The organism is Spirosoma montaniterrae, assembly GCF_001988955.1.
GTDB classification, from domain to species: domain Bacteria; phylum Bacteroidota; class Bacteroidia; order Cytophagales; family Spirosomataceae; genus Spirosoma; species Spirosoma montaniterrae.
This window is the reverse complement of record NZ_CP014263.1, coordinates 1308867-1323395: the sequence shown is the minus strand read 5'-3', so window position 1 is coordinate 1323395 and position 14529 is coordinate 1308867. Positions and strand designations below refer to the sequence as shown.

16 protein-coding genes are annotated in these 14529 nt (G+C 50.9%); 8 read left to right on the top strand and 8 right to left on the bottom strand.

All coding sequences use genetic code 11. The features are described 5' to 3' along the window. Positions 1–96: 96 nt before the first annotated feature. The gene (locus tag AWR27_RS05710) at positions 97–945 is read right to left on the bottom strand and encodes a sugar phosphate isomerase/epimerase family protein (protein WP_077130300.1); all 849 of its coding nucleotides are present in this window, start codon (positions 943–945) and stop codon (positions 97–99) included. Positions 946–1079: 134 nt separating this feature from the next. On the opposite strand from AWR27_RS05710, the gene AWR27_RS05705 reads away from it, so the two are divergent. Continuing rightward, on the top strand, positions 1080–1952 hold the full coding sequence (locus tag AWR27_RS05705; RefSeq protein WP_077130299.1) for an AraC family transcriptional regulator: 873 nt from the start codon (positions 1080–1082) through the stop codon (positions 1950–1952). Between the two features lie 16 nt (positions 1953–1968). On the opposite strand, the gene AWR27_RS05700 is transcribed toward AWR27_RS05705, so the two are convergent. The 4 genes from AWR27_RS05700 to radA form a co-directional block, all read right to left on the bottom strand. Continuing rightward, complete coding sequence (locus AWR27_RS05700; protein ID WP_077130298.1) at positions 1969–2844, bottom strand: alpha/beta fold hydrolase; 876 nt, start codon at positions 2842–2844, stop codon at positions 1969–1971. Positions 2845–2961: 117 nt separating this feature from the next. Next, entirely contained in the window at positions 2962–3252 is a 291-nt protein-coding gene (locus AWR27_RS05695; protein WP_077130297.1) for a type II toxin-antitoxin system RelE family toxin, read from the bottom strand. An 88-nt stretch (positions 3253–3340) separates the two neighbouring features. Further along, positions 3341–3574: a hypothetical protein gene (locus AWR27_RS05690; RefSeq protein ID WP_232325985.1), complete on the bottom strand. Its 234-nt coding sequence runs from the start codon at positions 3572–3574 to the stop codon at positions 3341–3343. A 36-nt stretch (positions 3575–3610) separates the two neighbouring features. Continuing rightward, positions 3611–4996, bottom strand: coding sequence for a DNA repair protein RadA (radA, locus tag AWR27_RS05685; RefSeq protein WP_077130295.1), 1386 nt, complete (start codon positions 4994–4996; stop codon positions 3611–3613). A gap of 233 nt (positions 4997–5229) precedes the next feature. Here radA and AWR27_RS05680 point away from each other — a divergent pair, with 233 nt between their 5' ends. Continuing rightward, positions 5230–5907, top strand: coding sequence for a porin family protein (locus AWR27_RS05680; RefSeq protein ID WP_077130294.1), 678 nt, complete (start codon positions 5230–5232; stop codon positions 5905–5907). Positions 5908–6029: 122 nt separating this feature from the next. Here the strand turns inward: AWR27_RS05680 and AWR27_RS05675 are convergent, their stop codons facing one another. Together AWR27_RS05675 and AWR27_RS05670 are read right to left on the bottom strand one after the other, a co-directional pair. Continuing rightward, on the bottom strand, positions 6030–6446 hold the full coding sequence (locus AWR27_RS05675; protein ID WP_077130293.1) for a LytR/AlgR family response regulator transcription factor: 417 nt from the start codon (positions 6444–6446) through the stop codon (positions 6030–6032). Between the two features lie 245 nt (positions 6447–6691). Beyond that, on the bottom strand, positions 6692–7123 hold the full coding sequence (locus AWR27_RS05670; RefSeq protein WP_077130292.1) for a LytR/AlgR family response regulator transcription factor: 432 nt from the start codon (positions 7121–7123) through the stop codon (positions 6692–6694). A 369-nt stretch (positions 7124–7492) separates the two neighbouring features. On the opposite strand from AWR27_RS05670, the gene pheS reads away from it, so the two are divergent. From pheS to AWR27_RS05645, 5 genes are all read left to right on the top strand, one after another. Next, positions 7493–8551, top strand: coding sequence for a phenylalanine--tRNA ligase subunit alpha (gene pheS, locus AWR27_RS05665; RefSeq protein ID WP_077130291.1), 1059 nt, complete (start codon positions 7493–7495; stop codon positions 8549–8551). Positions 8552–8633: 82 nt separating this feature from the next. Next, positions 8634–9830 (top strand): exodeoxyribonuclease VII large subunit, encoded by a 1197-nt coding sequence (locus AWR27_RS05660; protein ID WP_077130290.1) that lies wholly within the window; start codon positions 8634–8636, stop codon positions 9828–9830. 74 nt (positions 9831–9904) lie between these two features. Beyond that, positions 9905–10093, top strand: coding sequence for an exodeoxyribonuclease VII small subunit (gene xseB, locus AWR27_RS05655; RefSeq protein ID WP_077130289.1), 189 nt, complete (start codon positions 9905–9907; stop codon positions 10091–10093). Positions 10094–10180: 87 nt separating this feature from the next. Further along, positions 10181–11521: an OmpA family protein gene (locus AWR27_RS05650; protein ID WP_077130288.1), complete on the top strand. Its 1341-nt coding sequence runs from the start codon at positions 10181–10183 to the stop codon at positions 11519–11521. Between the two features lie 140 nt (positions 11522–11661). Continuing rightward, positions 11662–12699, top strand: a complete 1038-nt coding sequence (locus AWR27_RS05645; RefSeq protein ID WP_077130287.1) for an SDR family NAD(P)-dependent oxidoreductase — start codon at positions 11662–11664, stop codon at positions 12697–12699. An 83-nt stretch (positions 12700–12782) separates the two neighbouring features. On the opposite strand, the gene AWR27_RS05640 is transcribed toward AWR27_RS05645, so the two are convergent. Next, on the bottom strand, positions 12783–13325 hold the full coding sequence (locus AWR27_RS05640; RefSeq protein WP_077130286.1) for a DUF4136 domain-containing protein: 543 nt from the start codon (positions 13323–13325) through the stop codon (positions 12783–12785). 148 nt (positions 13326–13473) lie between these two features. Between AWR27_RS05640 and AWR27_RS05635 the strand changes: the two genes are divergently transcribed. Then, positions 13474–14514 (top strand): SDR family NAD(P)-dependent oxidoreductase, encoded by a 1041-nt coding sequence (locus AWR27_RS05635; RefSeq protein WP_077133828.1) that lies wholly within the window; start codon positions 13474–13476, stop codon positions 14512–14514. Positions 14515–14529: the final 15 nt, after the last annotated feature.

Below are 14529 nucleotides of genomic sequence, written 5' to 3'. Positions count from 1 at the left end.
TGTGTTGAATGATTAAATAATTGAATGACAGAATGGTAGAATGATTAAGTGGTTAAAACCGGCCTGATGAACCCATTCCACCAGTCAATCATTCTGTCATTCAATTATTTTGTCTTTGATAAACCTCAACCCCTCCACTGCTAACTGTTCCGGTGAGAAAAACATGGGCCTGAAAATATGCGTGGCGGCTGCGAGTTCGGGCGGGTTTGGACCGAAAGCTTCGATGGCGATGGGGCCAGTGTAGCCCACCTCATCCAGCGTAGCAAATACCTCATCGAAATTGATATGGCCCTGCCCCGGTGTGGAGCGGTCGTTCTCGGAAATCTGCACATGAACCAAATACGGAGCCAGTGTCCGAATAGCATCGGCTATTTTCTTTTCTTCCATGTTAGCATGAAAGGTATCGAACGCGGCCCGGCAATTGGGATGATCTACGGCTTCAACGTACCGGCGCACGTCGTCGGCACAGGTGAGCAGGTAAATCTCGAACCTGTTCAACGATTCAATAGCCAGCGTAACGCCCTGCGTTTGAGCGCGTTCGGCCACCTCACGCATACCCGCCACCGACCAGGCCCATTCCTGCGCCGTAGCCGGGCGACCAGTAAAGGTTTTGAAACCCGCAAAGAGTGGCCCCATCAGGATTCTGGAACCAGACGCTGCCGAGCAATCGACTACGCCCTTCAGGTAATCAATTCCGGCCCGGCGCACGGTTTCGTCGGGGCTAATCAGGCTGTGTTCGGGGCCGCAGATAGTACAGGTCTGAACCCCTAAGCCCAAATCAGTGCATTGCTGACCAATGCGCTGCCATTTAGCCAGATCGTCGGGATTGTTGACGGGCATTTCTACAAAGTCGAATCCGCTTGTTTTTAGAAACGCCAATGTATCAGACAAGTCTTCGTCCATTGTCATTGTCCAGACAAACAAATTCATTCCCAGCTTATTCATATCTGTTCTCCGAAAAGTGAACAAATATAGGCGGTATAATCACCCTGTTCTCGGCTTTTCTTGGCAAAAACTGACTGTATTTATACCAGTTTTTAACAAAAAATGGTTGTTGTCTGCAAATGAATAGTTAGTCAATGAAAAAACCGCTTCGTAAAGACCTGGAGCCGGTGGCGGCTTCATTCATTGTGAAGGAGTTGGTAGAGCCGCACTTCGATCCAAACTGGCATTTTCACCCGCACTACCAGTTGTTTCTGGTTGAAGAAGGCACCGGAACGCGCTTTATCGGCGATTCGATTCAGCCGTTCGGCCCCGGCGATCTGGTATTTCTTGGCCCAAACCTGCCCCACCTCTGGCGCAGCGATCAGCCTTATTTCGACCGTAATAGTGGCCTGATAACCAAGGGTATCGTGGTTTATTTCATGAGCGATTTTTTAGGGAGTGAGTTTCTGAACAAACCTGAAATGGCTCCGCTCCGCCAACTATTGGCATACGCCCGGCAGGGGCTGGAATGGACCGGCAAGACCCGACACCGGGCCGAAACAGCCTTGCAGCAACTCCGGGAACAACCTGTTGGCTTTACGCGGGTACTACACTTACTGGCTCTTCTTGATGAGTTGGCCCATGCTCCTGACTACCGTTTTTTGTCGAGTGCCGGTTATAGCAATTCCGCAAAGCCCGGCGAAACCGACCGAATGCAGGTAGTTCACGATTATGTGCTGGGACACTTCGCCGATGAAATCAGCTTAGAGACCGTTGCCGATCTGGCGGGAATGACAGCGTCGGCTTTTTGCCGGTATTTCAAATCCCGCGCGAATAAAACGTTTTCCGATTTCGTATCAGAGGTGCGGATAGGTCATGCCTGCAAGCTATTGATGAAAGGCGATTTGAGTGTGACGCAGGTGAGCTACGAAAGTGGTTTCCGAACGCTTTCGAATTTCAACCGGCAGTTTCGCCATATAACCCGCCAAACACCATCGGGCTATAGGCGAACCTACCGGGCAATGTAGAATTTGTTTGAGGTTATCAATACGTAGTGGCTCCTACTGTTCGGCCTGTTGAAATACCTTCCTGTACGAAGGCAATGATATCCTGATTGAGCCGATCTTTTTCCGTGTAAAACAAGCCGTGTGGCGCACCGTCGTACACAATGTAATGTGCGTTTGGAATGGCATTGGCTGTCAGTTCGCCCGACGATTCGATGGGTACGGTTTTGTCCGAATCGCCATGAATAATCAGCGTTGGCACGTGAATTTGCGTCAGGTCGTGCCGGAAGTCGGTCTCTGAAAACGCCCGTACACAATCGACGGTTGCCTTGTGCGAAGCCACGTAGGCCCGCGCAAAATCGCCATTTAAATGCGCCTGACTAACCGGGTGGCTAATTAAATTAACGCCGTAGAACTGCTTACTGAACGTTTGCAGGAAGTCGGCCCGGTCTTTATTAATGTTCTCGACCATTGTATCGAACGTGCCCTTGTCAACGCCATCAGGATTATCGTTGGTTTTGAGCAGATAGGGTGTCACCGAACCTACAAACGCCACGCGGGCCACGCGGGCACCGCCGTAACGGGCCATGTAACGGGCTATTTCGCCCCCACCCATCGAGAAGCCAACGAGCGTAACATTGTGTAGGTCAAGCTCATCCAGGACGGCTTTCAAATCAGCGGCAAACGTATCGTAATCGTAACCATCCCAGGTTTGGGTCGATTTGCCGAAGCCCCGGCGGTCGTAGGCCACCACGCGCATGTTGTGTTTGGGCAGTTCGGCTAATTGATAATCCCACATTTCGTGGCTCAGCGGCCATCCGTGAATCAGTACAACGGGGTTGCCCGTTCCGTGATCGGTGTAAAACAGTTTAACGTCGTTGCCCTGGGCATCGGTGCCCGCTTTGATGTAGCTCATAACGAGAATGTTGGTTAATTCATTGATCTAATTAATCTATGAATTAACTGTAGCTACGCGTAATGGTTTTGGGCAGATTTAGGGAATTGTTTATTTTGGATGTGGGAATAGTTTCGGCTACTTCTTGGGAGGAAATTTTTTGTAGATATCTTTTCGATTCAATATTCGTGATAGAACGACGGTGTCACCTTCCAGATAAAACCCAATTCGATAATCGCTATTTTCACCCAGCCGCAGCCGAAAGGCTTTTAGCTTCTTGTTTCCTTCCATCTTCCTGACAGAATAGGTCAAGTCGTTTAATGATTGGGCTTCTTCGATTGCTACGTATATCTTCTCAATTTCATCAAGCACAGCATCAGGTAACTTCTTCAAATCCCGCTCGAATGAGCCATGTGATTGTATTTTCATGTGGGTAAGCTACGGCGTTTGTTGAATCTTTCTTTGGCAACCCCCTTGCCAAAGAAAGATTTACTTTAGATATAGGTCTGGCCTTATTCTACGCTCCATTTTTTTTGTGCCGCTCTACAAACAACCAGTTTCTTAAATTGGTCTGTTCAGCGTCACTCAATTTCCCTTCCTTCTTCCCTTCTTCCATCAAGTGGAACAATGCTTTGTCCTCTTCGTCTTCCGTCAAGTAGTGCTCCTCAACCTGCACCTTCGCTTTAGCTACCTTGGCAACTTCCATAAACAGCTTCTTATACTGCCGGTCAACATCAATAACCAATCGCATAGTTGTCTTCATTATTTTCCTCAAACTTACAAAACTTTACATCAAAACGCCCTGAAACACTTCGTCTAAGCGCGAAACGGGCCGGATGCTGATCTTGAAATCTTTGGCATCTAACCCTTTCAGATTGTATTTCGAGATGAATATCTGTTTGAAACCTAATTTCTCGGCTTCAGCAATGCGCGATTCGATCCGGCTCACGGCCCGCACCTCGCCCCCCAGGCCAATCTCTGCCGCAAATGCCACCGATGGCGAAATGGCGATGTCTTCGTAGCTCGACACCACAGCCGCACACACGGCCAGATCAATGGCCGGGTCTTCAACGCGCAAACCGCCCGCGATGTTCAGGAATACGTCCTGCTGTCCCAGCCGGAAGCCGCCCCGTTTCTCCAGCACGGCCAGCAACATATTCAACCGCTTGGCGTCGAAGCCCGTGCTGCTGCGCTGCGGTGTGCCGTAAGTTGCCACGCTTACCAACGCCTGCGTTTCGATCATGAGCGGGCGATTGCCTTCCAGCATCGAACCAATCGTGACGCCACTCAGAGCCTCGTCGCGCTGCGAAATCAGGATTTCAGACGGATTCGTTACCTGCCGAAGTCCGCTGCCGAGCATTTCGTAAATGCCTAATTCGTCGGTGCTACCGAAGCGGTTTTTGGTGGTGCGGAGAATCCGATAGGTCGTGTGCCGGTCGCCTTCAAAAGTCAGTACCGTATCGACCATGTGTTCGAGCACTTTCGGCCCGGCCAGTGAGCCTTCTTTGGTAATATGCCCAATCATAAACACCGGTACGCCCGACTCTTTGGCGTATTTCATGAACTCGGTGGTGCATTCGCGCACCTGCGAGACGCTGCCCGCCCCCGACTCCACCAGCGACGACTGCATGGTTTGAATCGAGTCGATAATCAGGATTTCCGGCTCGAAATGTTCCACCGTGCGAAAGATGTTCTGGGTAGACGTTTCGGTCATCACATGGCAGTCGGACGTGGGCGCGTCTAAGCGTTCGGCCCGCATTTTTATCTGCTGTTCGCTTTCTTCACCCGACACGTACAACACGCGCATTCCGTTCAGGCTCAGCGCAATTTGTAATAGCAGCGTTGATTTGCCAATGCCTGGTTCGCCCCCAATCAGCACCAGCGAACCGGGTACGATGCCGCCACCCAGTACGCGGTTCAGTTCGCCATCGGTTGTGCTGATGCGCGGCTGCTCTTCGTAGTTGATGGCGTGGATGGCTTTGGGTTTGGCGGCTACTTTCAGCCCGCCCGGCCCGGCAGAGGGGCTACGCCAGCCGCCTTTTTCGGGTTCATCTTTGGTAACGAGTTCTTCAACAATGGTGTTCCATTCGCCACAGGTTGGGCAGCGACCCATCCATTTGGCGGTTTGCTGCCCACAACTCTGACAGAAATACGACGTTTTCAGTTTAGCCATCTTCTACAATAAACAGTGAGCAACCAACAGCCAACAATGCAGATACCAACAACAAAAGATGTAGTGCGCTTAAACCCTTCCCTACTATGTATGCTCTAACCCACCAAATGGTCAAAACTGTTGGTTGATAACTGGTGACTGCTCACTGTTAACAACGCCGTTTGCTCGAAATTAGTTGGCCTCGGATACCGCCGTTTCCGACGAATCGTTTAACCAATAACAACCTGATAGTTATGCGTAAAAAATCAATTTTTGTACTGGCTCTTGCCCTCCTGCCTTGCCTTTCATTCGCGCAGGGCGGATTTCAGTTGGGCGTCAAAGGGGGCGTCAACCTCACGAAACTCTCGTTCGGCAACTTCGTTTCCACGAGTACTAATCCAAACGGTTCGCCCAATGTAAACGTAGACGGACAAACGTTCCGTAACAGCATCAGCGATAGTTACGACAGCCGTATGGGCACCTCGTTCGGGATTTACGCCCGGTTCGGAAAAAACCTGTTTCTGCAACCCGAAGTGCTGTATTCTACCCGCGCCGGTTCATTTGATATTGTACGAAATGGTCAAACCGAAACCGTGACCGTCAAAACTACGAGTTTCGACGTACCGGTGCTGCTTGGCATCAAAGGTGGCCCAATTCGGGTAATGGCCGGGCCGGTTGTATCATTTCGGGTTGGCGATAATCAGCGGTTGGGCGAAGCTATTCGGCAGTATACCAACGGCACACTGAACGACGCCTGGTCGCAAGCCTACTACGGCTACCAGGTAGGGGGCGGTCTGGATATTGGCTCGCTGGGTCTCGACGTGCGCTATGAAGGCAACCTTTCCGACATTGCCCAGATCAACGACGCGAGTGGCAAATTTAACCAGCGCATGAAGTCGTGGCAGGTAACGCTGGCTTACAAGATTTTTTAAAAACAAACCGTTGCTGTCCGCTTCCGGGCAGGAAGTTTGCAGCAACGGTTGTCCGCTTAATTAACCCACTAAATAGCGTAGAGAGAGGCAAACCAAATTGCCTGACCGTTTAGCTGTTTTGTTTAGTTCAGCAGCCGCTGCCAGTATTGCACAAGCTGCTGCGAAATGTCTTTCATCCGTCGGCGTGAGATCGCCACTTCCCGACCGTCGGCCAGACGAACGGTGCGTTCCTTATTGAAAACGCTGCGCTGCACATACGCCAGATTTACGATGTATGACTTGTGAATGCGCAGGAACATGTCTCCGCTGAGCGTTTTCTCAAATTCTTTGAGCGTTTTTGACACCAAATACCGCTTACGGTCGCGGGTGTAGAGAAACGTATAATTTCCCTCTCCCTGTAGGCACAGTACGTCATCTACAGCGATGAAGATGGTACGATTAAGGTAAGGCAACGCGATGCGCTGTGTACCACGCTGGTAGGTTGCCGGATACTGAGGAGTCGCAAGAGGTTGCAGCGTAGCGAAGAGGTTAGCTTCCATGTCAGGTTTATGTCAGGTTGGTCTTAGACCGTTTTTAATATGACAAAGCTACCTCACAGTGTTGGCTCAAAAAAAGCGGTTTGATTATCATACGGTATCAATTTATACGATAATCCGCTGAAAATCAAACCGTTAATATAAATACAAGTGTAAGTAATTGAGTGAATGTACCCCCGCTATTACGTATTTCTACGTAACAGACGATGGGTATATACGGTTGTATGATGGCGGGGTAAACTTACGGTTTAGCTTACTGCAATTGGCCGAAAGTCGCGGATGCGGTCGATAAACATCTGGGCACGCCGTCTTGAAATCTTCACCTGCTGCCCATCGGTCAGTTCAAGCTCGCCTTCTTTCTTAACAAAGAATTTGCGAACGAAACCCAGATTGACAATGCACGATTTGTGAACCCGAACGAAGGCTTGCCCATCAAGCAACGTTTCGTATTCTTTCAGAGTACGCGAAACCAGCATCTTGGTTCCGTCTTTGAGGAAAAAGTTGGTGTAGTTACCTGAGCCTTCCAGACGAACTATCTCGTCGACAGAAACAGTACGCTTGCGGTCATAGAATGGGATGAGGAGTTTTTGGAGACAGGTTGAATCGGCAATATTTTCCACATTTTTGTGGAATGGCATAGACATCGAGTCAAAGAGGGAGTCGTTCGCGAATGCTTTCATAATTGTCTTGAGTGTTATTTGATTGTTGGAAGTTTGAGGTTGACATTCAGAAACTTACTTTCCAAAAACGTTGTGTAGAATTCCCAATTCCTATGCAGCCTCTACCTACTCTTTGCGCAAGAATCAGACCTACTTCATATTTTCAGATACATTTAGTTCCTCTACTACGTATAACTGCCTAAATTTCATTCTATTTTACCGTTTACTCAACATTTTTGAAATTATTTTTCTGTCGTTCTGTTTCTACACATTGGGTAGTTTCTCCGCCAATGTGTGGAATCGCGCCGAATGCCGTTGCAAGTGAGGCTCAATTGGCTGGTTGCTTTTGCCTACCTTTGTGCCTACGAATGGCGAAAACCTGGTTGCCAAATGCTGGAAAAAGTACGAGACATACATCTGGAAATCGATCAATACGACGTTCGGTCGAAAGAGCAGTTAGAACAGTTTCGGCTGCGCTTTATCAGCCGAAAAGGCGTAATCACTGAATTATTTGAGGGGCTAAAGAGCGTTCCTGCCGAAGACCGCCGGGCCGTGGGGCAAGAACTCAATGGCCTGAAAAATCGCGCACAGGAACGTTTTGACCAGTTCAGTCAATTTATTGACGAACAGCATGCATCGGCCAACAGTGCTCCGCCCATCGATCTGACGCTGCCCGTGCTGCCTAATCTGACGGGCACCCGGCATCCGCTCAATCTGGTTCGGCAACGCATCATCCAGATTTTTGAACGCATCGGCTTCAACGTCGCCGATGGCCCCGAAATAGAATCGGACTGGTATAATTTCGGTGCCCTCAACTTCCCCGACAATCACCCGGCCCGCGACATGCAGGATACGTTCTTTGTCGCCAAATCGCCCAACGGCGATCCGGCGCAGGATATGCTGCTACGGACGCATACGTCCAATGTCCAGATTCGGCTGATGGAGCGACAAAAGCCGGGTACGGCGTTCAAGCCAATTCGGTCGATTATGCCGGGGCGCGTGTACCGAAATGAAACCATCTCGGCGCGGGCACACTGCCTGTTTCATCAGGTGGAAGGGCTTTACATTGACCGCAATGTGGGCTTCAAAGACCTGAAAGACACCCTGTATCATTTCGTCAAGGAGATGTTTGAACCGGGCACCCGTATACGTTTTCGACCCTCCTATTTTCCGTTTACGGAGCCAAGTGCAGAAATCGACATCTCATGTCAGATTTGTGGCGGCAAGGGCTGTACTATCTGCAAACACAGTGGCTGGGTCGAGATTGCCGGTTCGGGCATGGTTGATCCGCAGGTGATTGCCAATTGCGGCATCGACCCTGAAGAATACACCGGCTTTGCCTTTGGCATGGGTATCGAACGCATCACGCAACTTAAGTACGTGGTCAACGACCTGCGCCTGTACACCGAAAACGATGTCCGCTTTCTGCGGCAGTTTGAAGGACTTTAACCGGTTGAATGATCGAGTGATTGAATGGTTGAGTGGTCAGCCGGTCCATTCAGTTACTCAATCATTCAATCACTCAATTACTATGACTCCCATTCGCCTTTCTGACCTTGCATTTACGATTGAGGCCGTTGTTGATGATGCGTTCGGGCAGAAACCGTTTTGGGTGATTGCCGAAACGAGCGACATCAAGAATTACCCCGACCGGAACTACTGCTTTCTAACGCTCGTGGAGCGCGAAGGCACCGATACGCTCGCCAAACTCGAAGCCTGTATCTGGCGTCGGAACTACCACACCATTCGCGATTTTGAAGCAGCTACCGGGATAACTTTTGCCCGGAACATCCGGCTGCTGTTGCAGGTAGCGGTCAGCTTCAATCCGGTGTATGGACTGCGCGTCGAGATTCTTACCATCGATCCATCCTACACGCTCGGCAACCTCGAGCGCGAACGGCAGGCCGTACTCGATGCCCTCCTGCGCGACTGTCCGGAGCGGGTGTGGCTCGAAGCCGGGCAGTATATCACCGCCAACCAATTGCTGCCACGCCCGGCGGTGATGCAACGAATCGCGCTGATTACAGCACCAAACTCCGATGGCTGGCGCGATTTCCGGCACGAACTGGCTCAGAATTCTTTTGGTTATGACTTCTTGGTCGATGAATACCTGACGCAGGTACAGGGTCAGGGGGCCGAGCGAGCGATCTGTGCTCAGTTAGAACGCATTCGGGTCAGTGAAATCCCTTACGACGCCGTGGTGATGGTGCGCGGGGGCGGCTCACAATTAGATTTTGGCTCGTTCGATACGTATGCGCTGGGCCACGCCGTGGCGGGATTTGCACTGCCGATTCTGGCTGGCATCGGCCACGAGCGGAATGTCAGTATTACCGACCTGCTCTGCCATGAAAGCGTAAAAACACCCACTAAAGCGGCTGCATTTCTGATCGATCATAACCGTCAGTTCGAAGAAGCCTGCCTGCACCTGCGCGACCGGCTGGCCGAGGTGGCCCGCGAGTCGTTGCAAATAGCCCGGCAACAGATTGACATTGAAACCGAGCGGCTCCGGTTTGTATCGCAGAACTACCTCCGCGACCGCCACACCGACTTAACTGAAAAAACCGTTACGATTCGACACCTCGATCCGGCCAACGTACTTCGGCGCGGTTATGCCCTGCTGCTGCGCGATGGCCGAATTCTGACGCAGGCCGTTGACATTCAGCCCAACGAAACGCTGACGGTGCAGATGCACGACGGAACGATTTTTACGAAAGTTATAGAGTTGTAGGGTTATAGCGTTATAAAGTTGACTGCCGTTCTCCACAACATTACTATACAACTATACAACCCTGCAACTCAAAAATGACATACCAGGATGCTTACGAACAATTGACAACGATTGTTGACGACATTGAGAACGAGCGGGTGCCGCTCGACGAACTGCCTGAGAAAATACGCCGGGCTACTGAACTGATTACATTCTGCCAAACGCGGTTACGGGCGGTTGAAACAGAATATCAGCAGATTATTGAGCGTATGGGCAAGCGATAAACGTGTATTTTAGCTACAACACGATGCACAGTAGCTAATCGTTGCCTAATTTTATATCGGAATTGCTCTGATTGTGATTATCTATTTATGACTTTATTTGACTCGTTAACTGATGTACTTAACCCGGACGTTGTAACGCGCATTGCCGATTACATCGATGAACCGGTTGATAAAACACGCAAAGCTGTCAATGGCCTTGTTTACACCATTACGGGTGGGCTGATGAAACGTACCACTACCGAAATTGGTGTCAATCAACTCTTTAATCATATTCAGAAAGGCCGTTACGACGGCTCACTACTCGATAATCTGACCACGGTTCTACGCGAACCGGCACAGACCAATACGCTGATTACGCAGGGCAACGACGTAATCAGCCACCTGTTGCCCGCTATGAAAAGCTCCATCGGCAGCATGATTTCGACCTATGCGGGTATCCGCAATTCGTCGGCCATTTCGCTGCTGGGGCTAACCACAACCATTGTATTGCATATGCTGGGTCGGCGGGTAAAAGACCAGAAGTTAGACGCCGATACGCTGGCATCGTCGCTGTTTGCCGAACGCGACGCGCTGGTGAACGCCGTTCCCGAAGAGTTTATGCCCCGGTTGGTTGAGAAGGTGGGGCTTCAGCAGGTAATGGCGGGCGTAGCAGCCCCGGCCCGGCGGTCGGTGGTGGAATCGGCTGCCAACAGTTCGCGGTCGTATAGCGAACCCGTGCGGCAACCCATTAGCTATGAATCGGCTGATGATTCTGACAACGACGCGGGTTCACTGGCGAAATGGGGCATTGGCGGTCTACTGGTCGTTGCGCTGATGGCAGTCGGCTACTACGTATATCAGAATACGCAGAAGCACAATAACGACAACGAACCTACTACCGACGTTTCGCCGGTGACGAGCAATACGGTTCAGTCCGACACGGTGGCCCGGTCATTGGCTGTACCAGCCGACTCAGCGGCCCGCACAGCTCCCAAATCGGCTTCGGCGGTGGTTACGCCCGCTACCCCAACTGCTACAGCTTCTTCGGCGGGTGGCAGTCTAACGCAGCAACTTACGCCTTATGTGAGCAATCCAGCACTGCCTAAAGGTCGCATTTTTCCGCTGACGGGCGTGGCCTTTCAGCCCGGTTCGCTTAGCCTGACGGCGGGTTCGCAGGCAACGATCAATGAACTGGCAACCTTGCTCAAAGCAAATCCAGCTTTGCAGATTCAGCTTATCGGCTATGCCAATGATGCGTCGGGTGCGCTAACCAACAAAAGCCTGTCGTTCAAACGCGTCAATCAAATAAAACAGCAACTGATGGCGTCGGGCATTGATTTTGTACGTATCGATGCCATCGGGCGCGGCTCCGGCGTTAGCAAAAGAGACACGTCGGGCGTTGCCAAACCAACCCTGCGTAAGATCGATATGAAGGTTGTTGCCAAATAAATCAGTAACGCGGCTGGAAAGCTACAGGTAATGATAGATCCACCTGCGGCTTTCCAGCCGCGTTACTTCCTTTTTCAAACATCTTCCCTTTTGTCTGGTTGAGTAAAGCAAACCAAATTTGTTTACTTTACTCAACTGTTATGACAACGGAAGCAGGAAAAACCGCGCTTATTACAGGCGCGTCGAGCGGTATTGGCCGCGAACTCGCTACGCTTTTTGCCAAAGATGGCTATAACCTTGTGCTGGTTGCCCGCAGCGAAGACAAACTTCAGCAATTGGCCGATAAATACAGACAGCAGTTCGGTATCTCGCAGGTAACGGTCATCGAAAAAGACCTCGCCAACCCATCGGCCCCGCAGGAAATATACGACGAGGTGACGGGTCAGAATATCACGGTCAATGTGCTGGTGAACAACGCCGGTTTTGGTGAATACGGCAAGTTTGCCACTGAAACCGATTTACAGAAAGAACTGAGCGTGATTCAGGTGAACCTGACTGCACTGGTACATCTGACCAAGTTATTTCTGAAAGACATGGTGACGCGCAACGAGGGCAAAATTCTGATGCTCGGTTCGATTGCATCGATTATGCCAAACCCCATGATGGCCGTTTACGGGGCTACCAAGTCATTCATTTATTCGTTTTCCGAAGCACTGCGAAATGAGGTGAAAGACACCGACGTGAACATCACGGTGTTGATGCCACCTGCTACCGACACAGATTTCTTCAACAAAGCCGGAGCGATGAACACTGTAGCGCAGGAAACCGCCCGCCAGATGGACCCCGCCGACGTAGCAAAAGAAGGCTACGACGCACTGATGAAAGGCAAAGACAAGGCCATTGCCGGTTTCCAGACCAAACTTCAGGCCGCAGCTTTCCGCGTGTTGCCCGATTCGGTGGTGAGCAACGCTGCCCGTGCCCAGATGAAAACAAAAGCTGAAGCCGAACAGGAAAAAAGCTCATCGGCTCTGGTACTTGGCATTGGTATAGCAGCCCTCGCCGTTGCCGGTATTGTACTCGCAACATACCGTAACGCCAGCCCTTACGACCGCGCCCGGTATCGCTATAAAGCGTATCGAACCAAAAAGTCAGCTCAAAATGCGCTCGACTCGGTAGTTGACACCGTAGCCAGCGCCTACCACAACAGCAAAGCCAACGTGGAGAAAGCACTGGTGTAGTTAAAAGTGAAAAATGTAAAGTGAAAAATGAGGCTGTCGATTTGTGTTAGCTTCATTTTTCACTTTACATTTTTCACTTTTAACTAATTTTTTCCGGGAAATTTCTCGAATACCTTCGCAACGGCCTGGTTGATTTGTTTTTGATTAACGCCCTTCGGAGAAAGAACGCTCGATACAGCTACATCCCACACAAGCGCGTTTCGCTGAGCGTCGACCACGTGGAGGTTTACGGTTCCTTCGTTATACGTGCCAACTGGCACCTCCTGACTCTGCCATGAATACCGACGCTGTCCGATATAGCGTGGAGCTTCCTGAATGGTGGTTTGCCGGGTTTGCGTTTTCTCTTTTACAACAGCCCCCAGATTCACTAACAAATCCGGATTGTCGCGGGTAGGTTGGTAGCCCCGGTTGCGCAGTTCGGCACTGACCGCTTGCTTGATCTGCTCCATGGCGGTTCGATAGGCTTCGCCCGGCACCGGACTAATCCGGCTTGTATCAACAAAAGCAAACGTCCGATAGGCCGACCACGCAGCCGACCGATCAGCCTGATTGCGGGTGATGCGATACGGCGAACAGGCAGCTACCAAAACAGGCAGCAGTACAGCAATTACAAGAACTCGTTTCATAATCAATTCTATTTTTAATGGTATGTGTGATGGCTGACAGGCCCGTCATACAGCCGCAAACGTAATTGACGCTGGCATGTTTTCAAAACAACTTTAGCAGGCCGGGGTTGAATAAGAAAACATAGACTCAACAAAACACCCAATGATTATGAAACAGGGAACTGGGAAAACGGCACTCGTTACGGGAGCTGGTAGTGGTATCGGGCAGGAATTAGCCAAACTTTTTGCACAGGACGGCTTTAATCTGGTGCTGGTCGACCATAACGAAGAGCCGCTACACCGCCTGGCCGAAGTGTTTGAAAGCAATTACGGCACAGAAACAGTTACGGTCATTAACAAAGACCTGGCCCGCGAAGACGTAGCCATTGAACTGTATGAAGAAGTGAAGGCCAAAGGAATCACGGTCAATATCTTAGTAAACAACGCCGGTATCAGCACGTATGGCAAGTTTGCCACCGAAACCAACTGGGAGCGCGAAAAAGAGGTAGTTCACCTGAACGTGCTGACAACTACGCTGCTGACCAAGCTGTTTCTGAACGACATGGTAGCCCGCAACGAAGGTCGGATTCTGCAATTGGCATCGATGGTGTCGATTACGCCCTTCCCGCTCATGGCCGTGTATGCCGCCACAAAAGCCTACGTCTGGAGCCTGACACAGTCACTTCGCAACGAGTTGAAAGATACCAACGTAACGGTTACGGCTCTGATGCCGAACGCTACGGCCACCAACTTTTTCCGCGAAGCCGACGCACCCAAACTGAACGTAGAAGGTATGCTGGACGACCCGGCGATGGTGGCCCGCGATGGCTACAAAGCCCTGATGAAAGGCGAGGCCAAAGTGGTGCCGGGCGGTTTAGCCAACAAAGCGCAGGAGGTTATGGCCTACCTGTCGCCCCAGGAAGCCTTGGCCGGTATGATGCGCTGGTTATTAACACCCAAGCACGAATCAGACCGTAGCGACGACAAAACACCTAACTGGGCTATTGGCTTAGGCGTGGTGGCGGCTGCCGTGGCTGGTTACGCGCTGGTATCAGCCTACAACAATTTAGGCCCGGTCGATAAAATGCGGTATCGGTACAAAGCCAAATCACTGGGCAATTCAGCTAACAACGCCCTATCGTCCGTTGCCGATTCCGTACTCGGCGCATATCACAACGGGAAGGCGAAAGTAGAAGAAGCACTGGCGTAGTTAAAAATGAAAAGT